The 21,957-nt window shown below is 44.5% G+C and carries 14 protein-coding genes and 1 tRNA gene; 11 read left to right on the forward strand and 4 right to left on the reverse strand.

The genetic code is table 11. The annotated features are described in order from the left end of the window. The first annotated feature begins 69 nt into the window (after window positions 1-69). Both B5D55_RS05400 and dinB read left to right on the forward strand, forming a co-directional pair. Entirely contained in the window at window positions 70-2,100 is a 2,031-nt protein-coding gene (locus tag B5D55_RS05400; RefSeq protein WP_078932989.1) for a hypothetical protein, read from the forward strand. Continuing rightward, the gene (dinB, locus tag B5D55_RS11995; protein ID WP_078932990.1) at window positions 2,097-8,090 is read left to right on the forward strand and encodes a DNA polymerase IV; all 5,994 of its coding nucleotides are present in this window, start codon (window positions 2,097-2,099) and stop codon (window positions 8,088-8,090) included. Before B5D55_RS05400 ends, dinB begins: the two co-directional genes overlap by 4 nt. A gap of 11 nt (window positions 8,091-8,101) precedes the next feature. Here the strand turns inward: dinB and B5D55_RS05410 are convergent, their stop codons facing one another. Genes B5D55_RS05410 through B5D55_RS05425 form a run of 4 tightly spaced genes read right to left on the reverse strand, consistent with a single transcriptional unit; the run spans window position 8,102 to window position 12,891 of the window. After that, window positions 8,102-10,180, reverse strand: a complete 2,079-nt coding sequence (locus tag B5D55_RS05410) for an NHL repeat-containing protein (RefSeq protein WP_078932991.1) — start codon at window positions 10,178-10,180, stop codon at window positions 8,102-8,104. Beyond that, window positions 10,177-10,863 (reverse strand): tetratricopeptide repeat protein, encoded by a 687-nt coding sequence (locus tag B5D55_RS05415; RefSeq protein ID WP_078932992.1) that lies wholly within the window; start codon window positions 10,861-10,863, stop codon window positions 10,177-10,179. The genes B5D55_RS05410 and B5D55_RS05415 overlap by 4 nt, the downstream gene beginning before the upstream one ends. 34 nt (window positions 10,864-10,897) lie before the next feature. After that, window positions 10,898-11,662 carry a 5'/3'-nucleotidase SurE gene (gene surE / locus B5D55_RS05420; protein ID WP_078932993.1) on the reverse strand — a complete coding sequence of 255 codons (765 nt, stop codon included), beginning with the start codon at window positions 11,660-11,662 and terminating at the stop codon, window positions 10,898-10,900. A gap of 44 nt (window positions 11,663-11,706) precedes the next feature. After that, window positions 11,707-12,891 (reverse strand): galactokinase, encoded by a 1,185-nt coding sequence (locus B5D55_RS05425; RefSeq protein WP_078933072.1) that lies wholly within the window; start codon window positions 12,889-12,891, stop codon window positions 11,707-11,709. A 134-nt stretch (window positions 12,892-13,025) separates the two neighbouring features. Here B5D55_RS05425 and lnt point away from each other — a divergent pair, with 134 nt between their 5' ends. From lnt to B5D55_RS05475, 9 genes are all read left to right on the forward strand, one after another. Continuing rightward, entirely contained in the window at window positions 13,026-14,753 is a 1,728-nt protein-coding gene (gene lnt / locus B5D55_RS05430) for an apolipoprotein N-acyltransferase (RefSeq protein WP_234975388.1), read from the forward strand. Window positions 14,754-14,898: 145 nt separating this feature from the next. Continuing rightward, a complete protein-coding gene (gene nrdR / locus B5D55_RS05435; RefSeq protein WP_078932995.1) occupies window positions 14,899-15,360 on the forward strand; it encodes a transcriptional regulator NrdR in 462 nt (153 codons plus the stop codon). Further along, window positions 15,360-17,468, forward strand: coding sequence for a ribonucleoside triphosphate reductase (locus B5D55_RS05440; RefSeq protein ID WP_078932996.1), 2,109 nt, complete (start codon window positions 15,360-15,362; stop codon window positions 17,466-17,468). Before nrdR ends, B5D55_RS05440 begins: the two co-directional genes overlap by 1 nt. 89 nt (window positions 17,469-17,557) lie before the next feature. Next, a complete protein-coding gene (gene nrdD, locus B5D55_RS05445; RefSeq protein WP_078932997.1) occupies window positions 17,558-18,106 on the forward strand; it encodes an anaerobic ribonucleoside-triphosphate reductase in 549 nt (182 codons plus the stop codon). A 2-nt stretch (window positions 18,107-18,108) separates the two neighbouring features. Continuing rightward, window positions 18,109-18,858, forward strand: coding sequence for an anaerobic ribonucleoside-triphosphate reductase activating protein (locus tag B5D55_RS05450; protein WP_078932998.1), 750 nt, complete (start codon window positions 18,109-18,111; stop codon window positions 18,856-18,858). Window positions 18,859-18,950: 92 nt separating this feature from the next. Then, window positions 18,951-19,023 (forward strand) — tRNA-Met (locus B5D55_RS05455). A 205-nt stretch (window positions 19,024-19,228) separates the two neighbouring features. After that, window positions 19,229-20,173 (forward strand): ornithine carbamoyltransferase, encoded by a 945-nt coding sequence (gene argF, locus B5D55_RS05460; RefSeq protein WP_078932999.1) that lies wholly within the window; start codon window positions 19,229-19,231, stop codon window positions 20,171-20,173. Between the two features lie 168 nt (window positions 20,174-20,341). Next, the gene (locus tag B5D55_RS05470) at window positions 20,342-20,779 is read left to right on the forward strand and encodes a hypothetical protein (RefSeq protein WP_143593222.1); all 438 of its coding nucleotides are present in this window, start codon (window positions 20,342-20,344) and stop codon (window positions 20,777-20,779) included. Window positions 20,780-20,891: 112 nt separating this feature from the next. After that, complete coding sequence (locus B5D55_RS05475) at window positions 20,892-21,881, forward strand: DHH family phosphoesterase (protein ID WP_078933002.1); 990 nt, start codon at window positions 20,892-20,894, stop codon at window positions 21,879-21,881. Window positions 21,882-21,957: the final 76 nt, after the last annotated feature.

Raw genomic sequence — 21,957 nt, forward strand, 5'->3', positions numbered from 1 at the left:
TGTGTCTTTAATTATATACTATTGTTATGCTATTTGCAATGTAAACAGTTTCCATTATAATCATTAAATATGAAGAAAAACAGTTTTTTTTTCATTTTTCTTATTCTTTTTACTTGTTTTTCCTCTTACTCAAACGAAGCGGCGCAGGAACTTTCAGGATATGAAATGTGCCGGGAACTTTTTGCGTTTCTTTCAGAGCAGAACGCAGTTCCCATAGAAACGCCGCTTCTTTCTGCGGACGGAAATAATTTTCCGTTCAACATTACCGTTGAATTCAAGGCGGACGAAGCGCAAAACCGTACCGAACTGTACAAACAGCAGGATTTCCGCACGGACTTTATAATTTCATTTACTGTTGAAGAAGCTCTGCTCCATAAAGAATACATTTCCGCCATTACAAAAGCCATTTCTGAAGTACATAAAAAATGCACCGTCCGCATTGCATTCACCTACGGAGATTATTCGCGCCTCCAGATTCCGGATAAAATCACCGGCACGGAAGTCCTTTTAGAATCCATAATGAACAAAAACAGGACAAGCGCACTCTGCATAAAGTTTACAAAAGGAAAAAACGCAATAATTCCCGGCGGCGACGGAAATACAACTCCGTCCTGGCTTACGGAACTTGCGGCAAATGCCTTTTACTCTCAGGGAATTTTCTATGAACTGAAAGGCGGAATAATAAGTTCCCTGTACAGGATTAATTTTCTCCAGAATGATGAAAAAACTTCAAGATTTCTGAAAGCTGAAATTCCGGCGGCAGGAATAGAACTTAACCCGGAAAAAATTTCCGCAGAGGAAACGGCAGCTTTTCTTTCGGAAATAGTTTCGTCCTACAATCCGGCAGACACAACGGAATGGGACAGCCACACAAATCAGATTGTAATAGGAAACAAAATCATCTGGATAAGGGAAAAAATCACCACGATCCTGTTTCTTGCCGTCACGTTTGCAAGTCTGCTTGCCCTCTCTGAACTTTCGTTTTTAAGAAAAAGAAGCCGCAATAACATTACGAAAGACGTAATGCACCTGTGGTATCTTATTCCGCTTACGGTTCTCGCAACCACGCTGTCATTCATTATCGGTCAGGAACTGTCTTCCCTGCTGTACAAATGGTTTTTCATCGACAGCTTTACTAAAATAGCAGTAAAACTGTTCTCCGGTTTCCTGCTCACTTCGCTTTACTTTCTGCTGATAATCAGAGTTCAGGGAATTCTTGTGTCAAATGCATACGCCTATTTTGTCACGCTTTCCGGAATAATAAATATTTTTCTGTTCAGCTGCATAGACATTTCGCTTTTCTACCTGTTCACAGCGGAATATATAATAATCTATCTTTCGCGACCGGTAAAAAAAACGTATATACTGGCTTTTTTCTTCCTGCTGCTTCTCGTTCCGCTTATGCCGTATTCAGTCCAGTTAATAAAATACATAAGTCCGTCTGCACTGCCGCGCCTCATTAACAGTTCTTTTTTTATGAATATGATTATTGCATTCGGATTTCTGCCGTTTGAATTCATCTGGCTTAGAATTCTCACGCGGCTCAACAAAAAATGGACGGAATCAGATGCTGACACAAAGCGTTTCATAAAGCAGAACATCGCCGCCGTTGCAAGCGCGGTAGGAATTTTCGCCGTCATTCTCATTACGGTAAGCCTTCTAATTCCTGAAAAATACAAGACGGTGAAAAAAAGCAGAGAAACTGTATTCATACGCAAGGGAACGGAAGACTTGCTTGACGTTTCCTTTACAGACTACCGCTTTTTCGGCGAAACGGCGCGGATTATCTTTATAGAAACGGCGGAACAATGCGAATCGTGCACAGTAAGCATAAAGGGCGAAAATTCGCAGCCGGTTTTGTATTCTGACAACCTGTACATTTCCGACACAAAAACAAACACAGATTCGTTCCGGCTGACAATCTTTCCGCCGAAAAAAATGCAGTTCAGCTATATTGCCGACAACACGACAGATTCTACAATAACAGTTTCTGCGCTCATTCCGTACCAGACGGAAGAAGAAACGCTCACTTTTTCCTATAAATTATACAAAAAAGATATTTTCATTCCGGGAAGAACGGAAAACGGCGGAGCATTATGAACGTAACAGGAAAGTGTTTTCTGCACGTCGATATGGACGCATTTTTTGCCTCGGTGGAACAGCACGACCATCCGGGTTGGAAGGGAAAACCGGTAATTGTCGGCGGACTTCCTGCCGAAAGGCGAAGCGTTGTTTCTACGGCTTCCTACGAAGCGCGGAAATTCGGCGTTCATTCTGCAATGCCTTCGGTGGCTGCATACCGCCTTTGTCCGCAGGGAATATTTACGCATTGCAGGATGGGACGCTATTCAGAAATTTCTGCGCAGATTATGGAAATCCTTTCGCAGTTTTCGCCGGACATACAGCAGCTTTCCATTGACGAAGCGTGCATTGACATCACGGGAACGGAAAAACTTTTCGGACCACCGGAAGAAATTGCAAGAAAGATAAAAGCTCAGGTCGCAAAAAAAACAGGACTTACAGTTTCATGCGGAATTGCACAGACTCGTTATCTTTCAAAAATCGCATCCGAAATCAAAAAGCCGGACGGACTTTTTATTGTGCCACCCGGCACGGAAGAACATTTTATGATGACGCTGCCGCTGGAAAAAGTATGGGGTATCGGAAAAAAAACGCTTGAGCGGCTGCACAAAGCCGGCTTTTACACAACAAAACAGATTTTTGAAAAGCAGAAAGAACTTCTGTGCATTGCGTTCGGCACGGGAACAGGAACTTTTCTTTACAATGCAGTCCGCGGACTGGAAACGGAATCTTTTTCCGCCCCGACTCATTCTGTCAGTAACGAAACAACATTTCCGTTCGACCTTACGGACAGATACACGGCAGAAACTGCGCTTATGGAACTGTGCTGCAACGTTTACTTCCGCCTTCTGCGCGAAAAATCCTACAGCCGGACTGTAATGGTAAAAATAAAATACGAAGATTTTTCCACCGTAACTGTTCAGGAAACTTCAGGTGAATACATTACGTCTGCGGACGATTTGTACAGGCGGACCTGCGCGCTTTTTGAAAAAAAAGCAGATATGACAAAAGGAATACGCCTGCTCGGTGTAGGCGCAGAGAATGTCGAAACGGAAAAAGCAGGTGGACAGCAGACGCTTTTTGACTTTGGAGAAAAAAAGAAACAGGCAGTGGAAAACGCCATTCTTTTCCTGAATGAAAAGCACCCTGAAATAAAAATAAAAAAAGCACGGACGCTTGACATTCCCAAAAAACAAAAAATCACGCTTTTCCTTCTGTTCCTGCTTTCATTTTTTTCGAATAAAACGGCAACGGCAGAAACGCCTCCTTCAACCGCAAACGTTTCTCCAGGCGGAGCCGGAACAATCGCCCTTCCCTCAACGCTGCTTACGCTTCCGGTTGAAGAATCGCCGGCTTCACTGTTCGACTATACAATAAACGACAGCCGCATTGAATTTCTTGCAAAAGGCTGGTGGCAGGCAGAATTTTCAAACACGGCGAATTTTTCCTTTGGTTCTTCTGCCGGCTCTTCAAGTTCCGTTCCGGTGTTAAAGCAGGAAGTCGACCTGTCGCTCTGGTTTATGCTGAACCGCCAGTGGTATTTTAAAACGTCATTTGCAGATGAATTTACAAAAAACACAGTCGCCGCAGGTTTTTACGGAAAGGACAATAATCCGCTCAGGGAATTTAAAATCGCAAACCGCGGAATAATCGTTCCGTCAGGATATTCGATTGATTCGTTCAATCTTGGAATAGGAGGAGGAGAAAATCAGGCACCCGGACTTCAGGCACATTTTCAGGACACAAAAAATGAAATGCCAAAATGGAAAGGCGACGCTGCATTCCGCTACGATATAACTGAACAGAAAGACGCAGTTTTTTACGGCAAAAACAGCGTTCAGACAAAAAAAATCAGCCTTTCAAATTATGTTGAAGGACAGTTTTTTGTACTTCCGACGCAGGAGCTTACACAGGCTGTTTCAGAAATTTATGTTGAATCAAAAAACGGAACGTACAAAGATTTTTCCGGGCGGACTTACAAAAAAATTCCGTCTGACCAGTACCTGATAAAATCCGTGCAAAACCTGATTATCATTTCAAAAGATGCGGCGACGTACCGCACAGGAGGAAAACTTCCTTCCGTTGCAGTCAGTTTTTCCGGCGGAGAAGATTTTGTTTCTGCCTGCGGAACTTACAGCGACGAAACGACTTTTCTTGGTGCAGTACAGTCTTATTTTTCTTCCGTTTCAGAAGTTGATTTAGAGCGGTACACCTGTCCGCTTTCAGAAACAATAGACGGAAAAAAAGTGCTTGTTTTGCAGTCATCCGCAGGATTTTCTCCGTTTGCGTGCGCAAACATTTACGACTGCGGACTTTCTTCCGATGCAGATGTTATTGTTGCCTCACAGTACACGGAAGAACAGAGCAGCCTTTATTCCGCACAAACTGTAGATGCGCAAACAACGTTTGTATCCGACGATTTTTTCTACGAAAAGCATACGTTCGCATCAATAACACGCGCAGAAACGACCGGTACGGACTCCTTTACAAAACCGCAGGTTCGTTTTCCTGCCGCAGACAAAAATCCGCAGGTTTATATTTCCCCGAACTCAGCACAGACAGACCTTGTACTGCTCGTAAAAAAATATACGCCTGTATCACGATATGACATCGGAACAAACGTTTCTGCCGGTTCAGTAAAAGTCTACCGGAACGGACTTCTTGATTACGGCGCAACATACAATCAGGAGTCTGGAGAAGTTACGCTAAGCACATCTGTTTCTGACTATGACAAAATCTATATTACCTGGAACGAAGACTCCGCCGGCACGGAAAGCGGCTCTGTTGCGGCGCAGATTTCCTGGCTGTACAACTTTAACAGCCGGGCGGCAGCGGATATTTCCGTTTCAACTGTATGGCCGCTTTCTCCGTACGTTACGTATGCCGAATACGAAAAACCAGTTTCGGGCTATGCGGCAATTTCCGGCGGAGTTTCCTGGAATACAGAACAGCTTAAGCTGTCGAATGCGGCAGCGGCTTCCGTAAATTCCGTAAACACGACAGGTATTTACCGTCTGTGCGCCTTTGACGATGCAGAACCAAAAACAGTATATCTCGGACAGAACGCCGGAAGTTTTCTGCCGTCAGGAACAGCCCCATGCCTGAACAGCCGCGATTTTTCTTCTTCAAAACAGCTTTCTCCGCAAGAAAACTGCACGATTGAATCATCCTCAAAAGACGGATTAAAAGACTCCGGAATCACCGGATACAAAATTCCACTTGAATTTAGTTTTTCCGGCATACATTCAGAAACTCCATGGTCAGCAATTAACGTAAACCTTTCAGACGGAAGCAGCCTTACATCTGCAACAGAATTCAGAATTGCACTTAAGGCAGAAAATCCGTCATTCACTGAATATGACGTATACCTTCAGCTTGGCATTGATACGGATGACGATCCGGACATAGAATACAGTACGCGCATTCCCACCTGGAACATTTCTGACTCCGGCGCAGAAAACGTTTCCGTTTCGTTTCAGAAAGACGGTTCTTCCGCGAATGCAGACGGCTGGCAGACAGTAACAGTAATCCTGACAGACTCTGACAGGGCAAGGCTTTCTGCTTACAGCGGACTCAGGCTGATTGCCGCAGGGAAAAACAGCGATTCTGACGGAACAGGCTCAATCTCCATCGGTCCTTATGAAATTATCAGTCAGGGAATTTTTGCAAAAGCAGAAAGCGATTTTGAACTTACAACCAGTCAGGAAAAAGACAACTCCATAAAAAAATCCTACGACAGAAACGATGACAATTACGTACAGAAAGTCAGCTGGTCATACACGGGAAACGGCGGCGAATCCGGCAGAATTACGGCAGCAAAATACCTGAACGAAGCCGACATTTCGTCCTACAAAAAAATACAGTTCTCATTCCGCTTTGACACGGAAGATTACTCTTCTTCTGCGCAGGAAAACACTATGCACGCAGACGGAAACGGCGGATTTACTTTTATTCTTGACCGAAACGCAGAAAGCATTGAAGAAAACGGAAAAATTGCGGTAAAGGCAGTCCTTTCGCAAAGTGCGTTCGAACCGTACCTGAAAAACCGCGGAAATTCCTTTCACACTATGGAAATTGACATACAGAATAAAAAAATCCTGATAGACGGAAATACAGTTTCCGGGTCGGACTCAAGCGTATTCATAAATAAAAATGTCGTTCCGTCGCGAATGAAAATAGAGTTTCTTCCTGCCGTTTCAAAATCCGACGGAGAAGAAGAAAACGCGCTTTCCGTAATCCAGAAAGGAACTTTTACCATTGACGAGCTTATTCTTGACGGAACATCGCCGTATTTTCTGCTTCAGAATACGGCAAAAATCGAAGCCGAAAAAAAAGGAACTGTCATTTCAATAGGAAAAGTTACACTCATACAGGACGCTTCGTTTTCTTCCCGTACAGATGCAGGCATTTCCCTTCAGACAGACGGAAACAAGCCTGGCGACAAGCTTCTTACAAACAGTACGCAGGCAGAAGTAACTGTTGCAGGAATTCAAATTCATACGGAAGCGTCGCTTTCTTCCGCAGAAAAAAACGCACTTTCATCGGCAGGGCATTCCGTAAAAACAAGCGCGCCACTTTTAGGCATATTTTCCGCAGACGACGGATTTCTTTATTACCCGGCAGACCAATCTACGGAAAAAACGTCATCAGCCGCACTGAACCTAAAACGCCTTCACATTCCGCTTGCATTTTCTGCCGCAAACAGTTTTTCCGACGACCGCTGGGCATACAGACAGAGCGGAACGGCAAAATCTGCGCTTGAATTCGGTGGAAAAAGCTGGTCTTTCAGCCTTACGGCGGATGCAGACGTTTCCCAAAAAAGAACAGCCTCATCTTCCTGCGAAAATTCCGATAAAAAAAACTACTTTGAGGAATATTGCCGGGCCGGGCGGGAATCCTTTTCCGCAGGAAAAAACGACGCCACCTCACGAAACGTAAAGTTTTCTGCAAAAATGCTTACCAAAATAAGCCCGGCAGCATTATCGCCTTCCATAAATTTCCAAACAGAAGGCAAATACGCCTGCACCACCGATACAGTTTTCTCTGATACAACCGAAGCCGGAGCAGAAATACCGTTCCGCATAAGAAAAAACAGTTTTTCATTTAAATACAAAAAAGAAGGCGGCGGAAAAGCGTTATGCACACAAGGCGGTGACTATAAAAATGATGCAGAAAATTTGATTGAAAAACTTGGCGAAAGAACATATTATTTTTCGGCAGTACCGTTCTACGATTTATTCAGCGCGGCTCTTGCAGATGAAATGCGGAAAACAGCCGCAAATTCTGCCGGAAACCAGCTTTCGTATTCAGGAACTTACAGTTTTTTGTGGAAAAGAGGACTGTCCGCCGGCATAAAAGACCTTTTAATTCCTTCATCAGTTGATTTTTCAGCCGCTCGCGACATCATCATAACGGACACGGAAAGCGACATCTACCAGTTAAAAGCAACTGTACTGAATACGCCGTTCAATCTTTTCGGAAGCCAGAGCCGTCTGCGCCTTTTCAAATGGTATAAGACTGACGAATTTGCATTCTCACTTACAGGCGCTGTAAAAATTCCAGCTTCTTCACCGGAAAATACGATTTTCAGCATTTCTACGTATGCGCAGGGCGGTTTTTATATGAATGACTCCGACGTTCTTAAGCTGGCGGCGCAATTCAAGCTTGAAACAGATACTTCCTGGAATACGCAGTACACCGCATTGTGGAAACGGCGCTGCAAGTCAAGCCCGGTAACGTATTTTATAAAACTGTTCTGTCCTCAAAAAGCGGCAGAAAAAATCAGCGCAATAAAACTCACGCGAACAGACAGTCTTGATTTTTCGCTTTCATTCTCCGACAGCACGGAAAAACTGACTCAGAAATACGAAATCAGCCACAGGCTTGATGCAACAATTCTTTCATATCTTTCCATATACTTAGGCGCATCCGTCTCTTACACAGACGTACAGGACAATGCAGCGCTTCTTGGAATAACGGCGACAATCGGCGGAAAACTTGAATTCTAGCAAAGAAAAAATTACTTTAGCGGAGCAAAATAGCCAGTCTCATCCCTGCCGCTTCGGTTCATAAGATACGTTTCCACCTCAACAGGAAGATATTTTTCCCCGAAATTCGTAGACAAAGCGGAAGTATACGTAAATGAATACGTACCGGACGGAATGTCAAGAATATCCTGAACAATACCGTCAAGTCCTTCTGCCTGCCATACAAAATATTCGCTTCCGAAAGTCGTTCTTATAAGGTAATCAAGATTTTCGTCAAGGTCAGAATTATCAAAACCTTTTACGTACAGGCAGGGAATTGAATTATTGCTCAAATACGCCGTCGTTTCAGAAAGGTTGTATTTGTCAAACGCATTCAACGTCGTTTTTCCTGCTCCTATAATGATGACGGCACGCTTTTTTGCCGCATTAATCAAATCATTTGCGCAAAGGCGTATTGCAAGATCCATAGGGACGGATGAAGAATACGGCGTACGAAGTCCCTCCGCGCTGAACTGAAGCGCACCTTCCGGAGAACCGGCGTATTCTACGGCAGGAATTTTTCCTGCACAGACAACACGAAGCGTTCCTTTTCCCTGCATACTTTTTGCAATAGACCGGACGACAGTTTCAATGCCACCGTCTTCAGTAAATTTTCTGGAGTGAACGCTTCTGTCTATAAGCAGCGTAATGTCCGCATATGTATTTTCATAGGAAGAACCGTTAAATTTCAACTTTGAAACAGGTCTTTTGTCCTCTGTAAAATAAAAATTCGTTTCTTTCAGTCCGACAACAGGATTACGGTGCCTGTTTTCAACCTTTACCTCAAGCGTAACTTCAGGGAATTTTTCTGCGCTCACCTTTTCAATCTGAACGAAAAGACCGCCGACAAGTTCCTGCATTTTTGACATCACGTAAACTTCATTCGCCTGAATATCGGTCACAAGGACATTGCCGTTTATATCAGGAACTGCGCTTGTCAGCCTTGACGGAGCATTTCCCGTATTCATATTCTCATAGACTGCACCGGTATTTACGTCAACGGAAAAAACTTTGTTACTGTCGCAGACAACAAGATAATCCTGCCACACTTTCATAGATTCCGGGTGGCGGAACGTATTTTCTTCAACAAGCGCACGGCGGAAATTGCCTGCAAGGTCAAATTCATAGATACAGCCTTTTACATTGTCAGCTACATACACAATATCGTTGATGACGGCAATTCCGGTTGGACCGCGCAGACCTTCAAAACCTGCAGATTCCTGTCCGAAAAAAAACAGTCCGTTACCGTCGGAATCAAACACGTCCACCCTCATATTGCCGTAATCAGTAACAAAAATATTGCTGCGTGAATCCTGCGCAAGATACAAAGGACTTACCATCTGCCCTGCACTGCGCCCTTTCTCCCCGAAATAGCGGATAAACCGTCCGTTACCGTTCAAAAGCGCAAGCCTGTCGCCGGCACTTTCGCTCACAAGCATATTTGAATTTGAAAGGCGTATAATGTCAACCGGACGGTCAAAACCGTTCAGAGGACCTGTAACCCTGTCAATGACAACGCCGTTTACGTCAAGGCGCAGAAGTTCATTTGAACCGTATGCAAGCACCCAGGCAGTTCCGTTGCTGTTCGGAAGCACTGAAACAGGCGCCGAAAAAATCATTTCTCCGTTAAAAACACCGGGAAAACTACCCGATTCTGAATATCGGATTTCCATTTCGTCCTCAGAAACGGCAACACGCCGCTCCTTTACAACTTCAATTTTATTAAGCAGAAGAAGTCCGCCGTACCCTGACTGGGAAGCCTTAGACCATTCCTGAATTGCCGTTCCTTCAAGCCCGGAGTGATAGTATGCTTTTCCAAGCCAGTCAAGAATCAGATTATCTTCAGGAAGATATGAAAGCGATTTTTCAAACTGAAGGATAGCTTCATTAAAAGAACCTCTGTAAAAAGCCTGAACGCCGCGGCGAAATTCCTGAGCGGCAAAACTTTCTTCCGCACTTCTGTATTCTCCGGTAGGATAAAGCCCCGCAGAAACAGTCTGCGCAGATAAAAATCCGCCTGTAGCAGAACATAAGAAAAACACGGCAAAAAGGACAGCAGTTCTGTGTTTCATCTTTTATCTCCGTCAAGCACAACGCTTTTTATGTGGTTTGCAATTTCTTCGCTATTACCGTCAATCGCTTCTGCCATCTCAAGATATTTTTTTGCATCATCATAAAGCCCGAGCTTATAGTAAACCCACCCGAGGGAATCAAGACAGGCAGCAGAATTCGGAGAAGCCTTGACTGCTTTTTTGCAGAACGAAAGGGCTTTTGTCAAATCCTTGTCCTCGCAGGCAAGAACATAGCCCATTCCGTTAAGCGCAGTAACGTTTTCCGGGTCTGCATCAAGCGATTTTTCATAGTAATCAAGGCATTTTTTAGTATCGCTCTGCTCCCACGCAACGAACGCAAGCGCCGCATACACCGAAGCCGGCTTGTATTCCGCCTCAAGCAGCTTGTTCAGTTCAAAAGCCGCAAGGCGTTTTCGTCCCGAAAGCGAATATATTACGGCAAGAATAAGGCGGCACTGCAAGACGCGCTCTTCATCCTTCCCTGCTGTAACGACCTGTTCCAGATACAAAAGCGAATCCTCGTAGCGGGAAAGTTTTGCATAGCACAGCCCAAGATAGTAAGCAACGTCAAGACTGTCCGCGCCTGTTTCAGAAGACAAAGCCAAAAAGAACGTCAGCGCGTCCGAATATTTTTTCTGATTGTAAAACTCAATTCCTTGTGACAAAACATTTGAATCTGGCATTTTCCCACCCGCCTTATGTCAAATATGATATATATTATAATGAAAAACTGATACCGTCTATTAGTTCTGAATGAACAGGCTCAACCATCACGCCGGAAACAGAAATATATCCTTCGGCACAAACAGAATAGTCAGAATCCTGAGTTCCGGAAGACAAAGGCTCTTTTCCGTAAAACAATGATTGCATACCGTCTCCGTCCGGCTTATGCACAATCTCCACCGAATCATCATAATGCCTCACCGCAAGCGAACCTGTAAGCCGTACCCCATTCCAGCTGCTGAATGAAAACGCGTTTACATTTACGAAAGACGCGCATCCGTTCTTCCCTGCAAGAAGTACAAGCGACGGCAGGTTCTTTGCGGCAAACTGCGCCAGCCGCTCAAAACAGGTTCGCTTTTCCGCATTACCGTGCACGAATGAAATGCTCAGCGCAATGCTCGGAATACCATACAATGCTCCCTGCCTGGCAGCCGCGCACGTTCCGGAATAAATAATGTCAGTTCCGATGTTTCCGCCGTCGTTTATTCCTGACAGGATAACATCAACAGACTCTTCTATTAAATTGCTTTTCAGCCCCGTAATGATGCAGTCCGCAGGAGTACCAGAGCAAGACCAGTACCTGTCTCCTACGTTCTTGATGTCAAGGCGACGCGTCATCGTAATGCCGCTGGAAATTGCAGAACGGTTCTCCGACGGCGCAACCATATATACAGTATGCCCGGCTTTTTTCAGCACAGAACCAAGAATCTGTATGCCGTCCGAGTCATATCCGTCATCATTTGTTATAAGAACATTCATTTTTTTCAACACCACACGGTCTTTTCTGCCGGCAGGAAAAATGCCTACCCCTCAACGATATGCGCTCCGTCAGCGGAATGTACTTCGTAGCAGGACGGATGAAAACCAAAAATATGCTCATATTCAACAAGTTTTTCCTTGAATTTATCAACGTCCTGTTCCCGAAGGACTGTATACACGCATCTTCCGAACCCCTTGCCTGTTATGCGACCGCACGAAACAGGTTCCCTCATACTCTCAAGATTAGGTTCTATCTCCGCCACCCTCTTCAAAATCCAGTTTATTTCCGGGCAGGACAAATCATAATAATCGCGCAGGCTTTCGTAACTGTGATTTACAGTACGCGCAAAACGGCTGAAATCATTTTTTTCAAGCGCCTTCACAGCCTCAAGAACATCACCATGTTCGCGCATAATGCACAGTAATTTCCGGCGCGTATCCTCGCTCACAACGGAAAGTTCTTCGTTCACGTCAGTAACGTCCGAAATATACTGCCAGCCACCGAATACAGAAGATTTCGTTTCGCGCATATCACCAAGAAGAAGCGCATTTTCCGGCTCAAAAAGCGATTCTTCGTTCCATAAAGACACACGCGGTACGCTTAGATCAACAAGCAGAACTTTTTTATCCTTAAACGGAACAGGAACATTCTCATAAGAATTTTTTGTATGGTCGGTAACGATAAGACAGTCTTTTTTTGAAAACATTGCAGAAAAAATATCGGAATTATAGTTCTGCTGCTGGAGGAACAGCCTGTTTCCCCTCTCAATCACCTGAAGAAAAGCATTGTCGTCACACCTAAGTCCGAACAGCCGGCGTATCCCGAGTGCGGCGGCAACTTTTATGGCAGTAGTAATTCCAAATCCTGCCGAAGGAAGAATGTCACTGTATACAGTTATGTCAGCGCCGCCGTCAAGATCAAATCCTCCGGAAGTAAAACCGTATATTACAGCCTTTATTGCATTTGCCCACCGGTCTTCTTTTTTAAACTTAAGGGAATTGAGATTAGCGCGTTTCCGCTCGTCAAGCTGTTTGAAATAAAAGCGGAACGAACTGTCCGTCCGTTTTGAAAGTGCAACATAGACAGGAAGATTGACTGCCATCGACAGTGTTTTGTCCTTGAAAAACCAGGAATGTTCCCCGATTAAATGAAATCTGCCTGGAGCTGCTGCAACAACATCAGGCTTTATACCATATTCAGCTTTATGAGCATCATCAACTACTTTCATAAAAAACGTTCCCACCTACTCCGTACGCAGCAGCACAAAATGAATCACTTATTGCGTTTTTATAATAATATGGTTAATATACTAAACGAATGAACCGATTTTTACAAGTTTTTTATATTTTTTTTTCCGCAGCAATGCTTTCACTTGCAATCCCAAACGAACTGTTGCATTTCGGTTCGCCAGCAGCTGCTATGCTGGCATTGATTCCGCTTTATTTTGCATACACAAATTTTTCTTCCTATAAACAGGCGGCCCTGCTTACAGGACTGAATACAATGCTTGTTCACCTTATGTCAAGTTTCTGGCTTGCATTTTTCAAGGATTTTGCAGTCTTTACGCTCGGTGCATCTGCACTCGGAACAGGCGTTATCGGCGCAGTAGCAGGGCTTATCCTATACTCGCCGTTCCACAGGTACAAAAAACATACGGAACTCAGGATATACGCATCTCCTTCATACAGAGCATTCATTCCGTTCCGCATACTCTGGTTCTGCACGGTATATGTCCTTTACGAATGGATGAAATCAACAGGATGGTTCGGCTATCCGTGGGGAACGGTCTCAAGCGCGTTCTACCGATGGAATGTTTTTATTCAGATTGCAGACATTACAGGCACATACGGAGTAACGTTTCTTGCAGTTATGTTCGGCGCGGTTCTGACGGAAGGATTTTTTATTTTCCTGAAAGCACGAATGAACGGATGCAGTACAAGTGCAGCACAGGGATTTTTTCACGTCTGCTGCGTATGGACAGCGCTTTTCATACTTTCGTTCTGCTACGGAGCATCCAGATATATCAAACCAATGAAACCGGTAAAATACCTGAACACAATCCTTGTACAACAGAACGCAGATCCGTGGAAGAAAAAAAACGACAACGACACAATCCTGCTTTCAGAAAGACTTACAGAAGAAAAGCTTGAAGAAGCAAAGGCAGCAGGAGAACAGGCAGACCTCATCGTCTGGAGCGAAGGATGCCTTAAATATTCGTTTCCGAACGCAAAAAATCACTACACGTACTTTCCGCCGGAAAAGCCGCTCATTCCATTCATTCAGAAAACAGGAATTCCGTTTGTACTCGGGGGCTCGTATGTACAAAATCATTCTCCGCGAAAAGTCATAAACGCTGCAATGCTGTTCGACAAAGACGGAATAATGCGCGGCGCATACGGAAAAAACCATCTTGTACCGTGCGCAGAAGTCCTGCCTTTTTCAGATATTCCGGCAGTATCTGCATTCCTGAAAAAAACAATAGGCATTTCGGCAGGATGGACGCCCGGTGACCAGTATGTATTCTTCGACGTTCCCGGACGGTATTCTCCGGCATATAAAAAACCTGCCGTAAAAGTCATCTCACTTGCAGATGAACCGCGCGCCGCAGAAGAAAAGGAAATACCGTACGTGCGCATTTCTACGCCTATCTGCTTTGACGATGCGTTCCCGGACGTATGTCGTCCTCTTGCGGCGAACGGTTCGGAAGTATTTATGAACATTACCGACGATTCTTGGTCAAAGACAAAATCTTCCGAGTACCAGCATTTCGTCATCTCCGCATTCCGCGCAATAGAACTCAGGACAACGCTTGTCCGTTCAACAAATTCCGGCTACTCCGCCGTCATCGATGCGCGCGGCAACGTCCTTTCCGATATGCCGCTTTTTGAAGAAGCCGCCCTGTTCTGCAAAGTACCGGTGTATAAAAAACAGGAAACAGTCTACCTCCGCTTCGGAAACTGGCTTCCGCATACGGCGGCACTTTTTGTCACAATCTTTGAGATTTTTATGCTGGCGCTAAGAAACAAAAATACAGAAGTATCTTCCGAGCGCAGGAAACTTGCAAAAACAAAAAAGCACCATAAAAAATAACGGACGTTCCATATTCCTTACATACGGTGAACAGGCAAACGCCCCGGAAAATATTTTTAAGGAATTTGCGCAATCTCCCTTGTCTTAATAGATTTTGTGTTTTATAGTTAAGCAGCAATAAAAAAAACGCCATATAGAGGGGAAAATGCGCTGTCCGTACTGCGGAAGTCTAGACGATAAAGTTATAGAATCAAGAACAATGGCAAACGGTGAAAGCATCCGCCGCAGACGAGAATGCATCGCCTGCGGCTACCGGTTCACCAGCTACGAACGGATTGAAGAAAAACCGTTTATGGTTGTGAAGCGTGACGGACGAAGGCAGCCGTTCGACCATTCAAAGCTTGCGAAAGGCATAGAGCGGGCGCTGGAAAAACGTTCCGTTGCAACAGCCACAATCGAAAATCTTGTGAACGAAATCGAAGACGAAGCCATTATGAAAGGAAAGTCCGCGAGGGAAATTACTACTTCCGACCTTGGCGAACTTGTGCTTTCCCACCTGTACCAGCTTGATAAAGTTGCATATATCCGTTTTGCGTCAGCATACAAGCACTTTGAAACACTGGACGAATTTATCACCGAAGTAAAAAATGCAGAGAGGAACAAATAATGAATGAACAGTCTGTCTTTCCGCAATGGAAAAGTTTTTTAGGCTCAAGCGCTGATGAAGAAACAAAGTCTTTCATTAAGTCAGTCGTCAAGCGCTCCGGCGAAATAGCAGCGTATGACCGCCGGAAAATCGAGAGCGCCATCGGAAAGGCAATCACCGCCGTAGAAATGCACTCTGACCCAGACAGAGCCTCGGCACTCACCGACAAAGTTGAGGAAATCCTGCGCATCCAGATGGCAGGAAAACGTGCACACTCCATTCCTGCAATTGAGGAAATTCAGGATATTGTGGAAAGCGTACTCATCGAAAACAAGGAAGTTGAAGTTGCCAAAGCGTACATTCTGTACCGCGCCCGGCACGAAGCAGTCCGCGATACAAAACGGCTTATGCTCGACATCAACAAGACTATGGACGGCTACCTTGCACAGAGCGACTGGCGCGTAAATGAAAATGCAAACGTCAATTTCTCGCTCGGCGGACTTATCCTGCACAATTCAGGAACAATCACGGCAAACTACTGGCTGAACAATATCTATACAAAGGAAATTGCGGATGCGCACAAAAAAGCCGCATTCCATATCCACGACCTGTCAATGTTCTCCGGCTACTGCGCCGGCTGGTCATTGCGCCAGCTGATTGCAGAAGGACTCGGCGGAGTACCGGACAAAATAACATCAAAACCGGCAAGCCATCTTTCAACGCTCGTAAACCAGATGGTAAACTTTCTGGGCGTCCTTCAGAACGAATGGGCAGGAGCGCAGGCATTCAGCTCGTTCGACACGTACCTTGCACCGTTCGTAAAGGCAGACAGTCTTTCCGAACAGGAAGTCGAACAGTGCATACAGAGCTATGTATTCGGCATAAACACTCCTAGCCGCTGGGGTTCTCAGGCACCGTTTACAAACATCACGCTTGACTGGACGTGTCCTGACGACCTGAAGAACAAAAGGGCTGTCGTCGGCGGAAAGGAACTTGATTTCACCTACGGCGACTGTCAGAAAGAAATGGACATAATAAACCGTGTTTTCATAAAGACAATGCTTAAAGGCGATTCAAACGGACGCGGCTTCGGCTATCCTATTCCTACTTACAACATAACAAAAGATTTTGACTGGAACAGCGAAAATGCAAAACTTCTGTTTGAAATGACAAGCCAGTACGGCACTCCGTATTTCCAGAATTTCATAAATTCCGACTTGAACCCGGGCGACGTGCGTTCAATGTGCTGCCGCCTTCGCCTTGATAAGCGCGAACTGCGCAAGCGCGGCGGCGGACTTTTCGGTTCTGATGAATTCACAGGCTCTCTGGGCGTCGTCACCATAAACCTACCGCAGATAGGTTATCTTGCAGACAACGAACAGGAATTTTTCAAGCGCCTTGACTATCTTATGGATCTTGCAAAAGAAAGCCTGTGCATAAAGCGGAAAGTCATACAGAAACTGTACGACGGCGGACTTTTCCCTTATACGCGCCGCTACCTTAAAACGCTGAACAATCATTTTAATACAATAGGTCTGTGCGGTATGAATGAATGCTGCCTGAATTTCCTTGGTGTTTCCATAGCAACGGAAAAAGGAAAGCAGTTTGCAGAGCGTGTCCTTGACTATATGCGGAACCGCCTTGCTGACTATCAGGAAAAGACAGGAGAACTGTTCAACCTTGAGGCAACTCCGGCAGAAAGTACATCCTACCGGCTTGCACGCCACGACAAGGAGCAGTTTCCGGACATCATCACAAGCGGACAGGATGCCCCGTACTACACGAACTCAACGCAGCTTCCGGTCGACTTCACTTCAGACGTATTCGAAGCGCTTGACCACCAGGAAAGCCTGCAAACGAGGTATACAGGCGGAACAGTATTCCACATATTTATGGGCGAACAGATAAAGGACTGGAAAGCATGCAGCGAACTTGTAAAAACAATTTTCAGCAACTACAAAATCCCGTACCTCACCATTTCGCCGACCTATTCAATCTGCCCTGTACACGGTTATCTTTCAGGCCAGCAGTTTGAATGTCCGAAGTGCAAGGAAGAAAAGGAACGCAAGCTCAGGGAAAAACTGAAAAAGCTTGAAGCAGAAAAGGCAAAGCTTCTTGCAGCCAGATAAAAAATCTGGAAAAAAACAATACGACTGTTTATTGACATCGCATATACATAAAGGTACAGTTATAAAAAAAGAGATGGGAGAAACGATTTATGGAAAAAAGAACTATTGAAGCAATTGAAAAAGAAATTGCAAAAACAAAGGCAGAACTTGAGGATGTTCACGGAACAGAAACAGAAGTGTACGCCCGGATTGTAGGCTATTACCGTGCCGTAAAAAACTGGAACAAAGGAAAGAAAGACGAATTTTCTCACCGCAAACTGTTTACGCTTGACGGCAGCGAATATACCATTTCTTCCGCCGATTCTCCGTGCCAGTGCTCAGAAATACAGGCTGTCATCCGCCAGGAACAGTATGAAAATACAGAAACTGCATCATCAGGCAACCGCTACGAACTTTTCACAAGAAGAACCTGCCCGAACTGTCCGCCAGTAAAAGAATTTATGCAGGCAATCCCGCTTGAAGGAACAGAAATAGACGTAGATACGGAAGAAGGACTTTCTTCCGCAGCGTCAAAAGGCGTATTTGCCTCCCCTACAGTCATTGTATACGGCGAAAACGGAGCAGAAATTGCCCGCGGTCACAACGTAGAAGAACTTACGGCGATTTTTGACTCTATTCTTGTAAAAGAAACAGTCTGACAATGTCAGGAGAACATACAAACGCGGGTACTGAAAAAGCCGGAATTCTTATAAAGACAACGCTCGTTGATTTTCCGGGAACAGTTGCCTGCGCTTTTTTTCTACGCGGCTGTAACCTGCGCTGCCCCTACTGCTACAATACGGAACTTGTGTCTGCCGGCGGAATGGAAGACGGTTTTATCACGGTAGAAGAACTGTTTTCCCACCTTGAGAAACGCAAAAACGTACTTTCAGGACTTGCCGTAAGCGGCGGAGAGCCATTGCTTAATCCACGGCTTCCGGAAATCCTCGCCTATGCAAAATCGCTCGGATATAAAACAAAACTTGACACGAACGGTACGCTTCCAGACAGGCTCCGGAATATCGTAGAAAACCCGAAAACGCACCCTGACTTTATTGCTATGGACATAAAAACTGCACCCGGCCGATATGCAGAACTGTGCGGCGGAAAAACGTTTTTCGAAGGAAAAGACGCCGTTTCTCTTCTTTCAAAATCGATCGGAATAATCGCAGAATATCCGGCAGATAAGAGGGAATTCCGTACGGTTCTTGTTCCCGGCCTTGTTGAAGAAAACGACCTGTACGAAATATCAAAGCTTCTTCCAAAAGATGCCTGCTGGATGCTCGCGCAGTTCCAGAACGGAAGCTGCCTTAATTCTTCCTACAATGAGATTTCACCCTTCCCTGACAAACGTCTTAAAGAACTTGAAGCAATTGCAAAAAGCCTTATTCAAAACGCGGCGCTCCGCTAAAATAAAACTCGCAAAAACAAACCCTTTCGCTAAAAATTTAAAATCACCCTTGACACAAAAAAAACTCTCTGATAATATTCAAAACATCACTTGGGGACCTAGCTCAGTCGGTAGAGCATACGGCTCATATCCGTAGTGTCATAGGTTCAATCCCTATGGTCCCTAGAAAGCTTGCATATATATGCAAGCTTTTTTTTTGCGCCAAAATACTTCACTCATTCTTCATTTATAAATTTTTATAAAAAAATATAAAATTATATAAAAAACAATAAATTTTCATAAAAAAAATGAAATGACACTAATTTTCCTTCCGCCAGGACAGCACATCCGATCTATTTACAGAGAAATGAAAAACAATTATTATAGGTCTATGGAAACATTCAAAGCACCATTTAAAGGCCGGTCATTATTGAACTGGATTGACTGGACACCAAGTGAAATAGAAACATTATTAAACCTTGCTTTTCAGGTGAAGGCAGAAGCGCACCGCGGCGAAATCCACCAGCGTTTTCTCGGCAAAACAATCGCACTTATTTTTGAAAAACGTTCTACCCGCACAAGAAGTTCCTTTGAAACCGCATTCGGAGAAGAAGGCGGTCATCCTGTATTTATGTCAACGAACGATATACAGCTCGGCGGAAAAGAATCAGTAAAAGACACGGCGCGCGTTCTTGGAAGAATGTTCAGCGCAATCGAATTCCGAGGATTTAAGCAGGAGCACGTTGAGCAGCTTGCGGAATTCTCAGGCATTCCTGTCATAAACGGACTGACGGATGATTTCCACCCTACTCAGGCACTTGCAGACATTATGACTTTAAAAGAAAGTTTTGAAGAACTCAAAGGGCTTCATCTTGCATACTGCGGTGACGGAAGAAACAACGTTGCGCGCTCCCTTATGCTTATCTGCGCAAAAATGGGAATAGATTTTTCCGTCTACAGTCCTAAAGAACTGTTTCCTCATAAAGATATTATTGAAATTTGTAAGCCTTTTGCTGAAATTTCCCGTGCAAAAATTCAAATCAGTGATAAAATAGATGTTGTAAAAGGTGCGGATGCACTGTATACGGACGTGTGGGTTTCTATGGGTGAAGAAAACCTTAAAGAACAGCGCATAAAGCTGCTTTCTCCGTTCCAGATTAACGCTGACCTGATGAATGCAACCGGCAAGCCGAATACGATATTTATGCACTGTCTGCCGGCTGTAAAAGGTCAGGAAGTTACCGAGGACGTTTTTGAAAGTACGGCAAGCCGCGTCTGGGATGAGGCTGAAAATAGAAAACATACGATAAAGGCTATTATGCTTGGGCTGATTTAGTTCAATGCACAGCAGCCGTATCAAAAATGCTGCCTGAAGCAGCAACAGAATTTTATCCGCAAGTTTGCGTTGCAAACTTTTTTATCAACTGCTGTTTTTCAGATATTGAAAAGCAGCTTGCAAATCAGCCGGAAAAATACGATTTCTGCCTGATTTTTGGAGAACAATATGAAAAAACTATTCTGCGCGCTTTTTGCTGCCATTATTGTTGCAGGAGCTGTGTTTGCAGTTCCAACAAAGCACAATGAAACGCACGAAGAAAACTGGTCTTCGATTTCGTATGTGAATGTTCCTATTCTGAAAATTCTTGATTCAAGAGAAGGCTATGTCGTTATCTATCAGAAAAATAAGTACGGTGTAGGACAAACAGTAATTCCTAAGAAATGGGCAAAAGGTTCAAAAGAAGAACCGCGCAAGCTCAGAATCCGTTATCTTAGCGGCGGAAAACTCAAGCCTTTTATGACAATAGTAAAAGATGACGGAAATTTCCAGAACGTCATTCTTTCTATTCCTGCTAAAAAGACTGATGCGATCTGGGGTGTCGTTGCAAGCGGCAAAACACTTGAAGGCATAGACAAGGATGTTCTTGAAGAAATCGAATTATAAAAATTCGACTTTTAAATAAAACAATGAAAGCTGTTTCAATTGAAACAGCTTTTTTTTATCAGTATAATCAGGTGATAAAAAAACTATATACAACAGAACTTAAGGAATAACAATGAACGTAATTTCTCCTGAAAAAATCACGGCATTCAGGACATTTATGCAGGAGCATGATTTTTTCTACATTATCGGACACAAAGAACCGGACGGAGACTGCATTGCCTCCTGTCTTGGACTTAAGGCAATTGCCGAACATTACAAAAAGCCGTACCAGTTGCTTTCCGCAGGTCCGTTCAAGCGGATTGAAATTCAAAAATACGAGCCGTATTTTACAAACGAAATGACGTTTCTTTCTGAAAACGAGAGGAAGAAAACGGGACTTCTGATATGCGACTGCTCAGAATTTCACAGACTTGGTGAAATTGACGGCGATTTGAAAAATCTTGATACGTTCATCATTGACCACCACAAAACGGCTGACTGTCCGGAAAACGCAGAATGCATCATCGCCCCGGACGCGCCGGCAGCATCCGTTCTTATCCAGTTGCTGTATGAAAATATTTCAGGCACAGTTACAAAAGACCTTGCAGAAATCCTGTTTTTCGGACTTATGACTGACACAGGTTTCTTCCGCTTTCTTTCTTCAAAAGATGCCGACGTTCTTACGGCAGCCGCACGCCTTGTTCAGGCAGGAGCAGATCCGCGAAAAACTTACGATTACATTACCAGCGGAAAATCGTACAACACACGAAAATTGCTCGGCATTATGCTAAATCACGCAGAAAAATATCTGAACGGAAGGCTCATCGTTACATACGAAACGATGGAAGACACAAAAAAATACGGTCAGGACGGACGTGATTCTGACCTGCTGTACTCATCGCTTCTTTCGGTAAAGGACGTTGAGGCAGTCGTTTTTGCACGGCAGGAAACAGACTCAACCTGCACCGCAGGCTTCCGTTCACGTGACAGCATTGACGTAAGCGCAATCGCCGCAAAATTCGGCGGAGGCGGACACAAAAACGCGTCCGGCTTGAGTACGGAAGGAAAGCTGGATACGCTGATACCGGCCATCGTCAAGGAATTTGCGAGGGTAATCAACTAGTTTTTTTTTCAAAAAAAATAATTCTTGGCACGAATCTTGCATTGTAAAAGTCAAACGATAAAAATTAGGAGGCTTT

Origin of the sequence: Treponema porcinum, assembly GCF_900167145.1 — a bacterium.
GTDB lineage: Bacteria > Spirochaetota > Spirochaetia > Treponematales > Treponemataceae > Treponema_D > Treponema_D porcinum.

Bases quoted from the DNA above. Each gene is read 5' to 3' on its own strand.
- nrdR (WP_078932995.1), top strand. From the start codon at position 14,899: ATGCGCTGTCCGTACTGCGGAAGTCTAGACGATAAAGTTATAGAATCA.
- B5D55_RS05475 (WP_078933002.1), top strand. From the start codon at position 20,892: ATGAACGTAATTTCTCCTGAAAAAATCACGGCATTCAGGACATTTATG.
- argF (WP_078932999.1), top strand. From the start codon at position 19,229: ATGGAAACATTCAAAGCACCATTTAAAGGCCGGTCATTATTGAACTGG.
- B5D55_RS05450 (WP_078932998.1), top strand. From the start codon at position 18,109: ATGTCAGGAGAACATACAAACGCGGGTACTGAAAAAGCCGGAATTCTT.
- B5D55_RS05415 (WP_078932992.1), bottom strand. From the start codon at position 10,863: ATGCCAGATTCAAATGTTTTGTCACAAGGAATTGAGTTTTACAATCAG.
- B5D55_RS05400 (WP_078932989.1), top strand. From the start codon at position 70: ATGAAGAAAAACAGTTTTTTTTTCATTTTTCTTATTCTTTTTACTTGT.
- nrdD (WP_078932997.1), top strand. From the start codon at position 17,558: ATGGAAAAAAGAACTATTGAAGCAATTGAAAAAGAAATTGCAAAAACA.
- B5D55_RS05410 (WP_078932991.1), bottom strand. From the start codon at position 10,180: ATGAAACACAGAACTGCTGTCCTTTTTGCCGTGTTTTTCTTATGTTCT.
- B5D55_RS05425 (WP_078933072.1), bottom strand. From the start codon at position 12,891: ATGAAAGTAGTTGATGATGCTCATAAAGCTGAATATGGTATAAAGCCT.
- B5D55_RS05470 (WP_143593222.1), top strand. From the start codon at position 20,342: ATGAAAAAACTATTCTGCGCGCTTTTTGCTGCCATTATTGTTGCAGGA.
- dinB (WP_078932990.1), top strand. From the start codon at position 2,097: ATGAACGTAACAGGAAAGTGTTTTCTGCACGTCGATATGGACGCATTT.
- lnt (WP_234975388.1), top strand. From the start codon at position 13,026: ATGCTTTCACTTGCAATCCCAAACGAACTGTTGCATTTCGGTTCGCCA.
- surE (WP_078932993.1), bottom strand. From the start codon at position 11,662: ATGAATGTTCTTATAACAAATGATGACGGATATGACTCGGACGGCATA.
- B5D55_RS05440 (WP_078932996.1), top strand. From the start codon at position 15,360: ATGAATGAACAGTCTGTCTTTCCGCAATGGAAAAGTTTTTTAGGCTCA.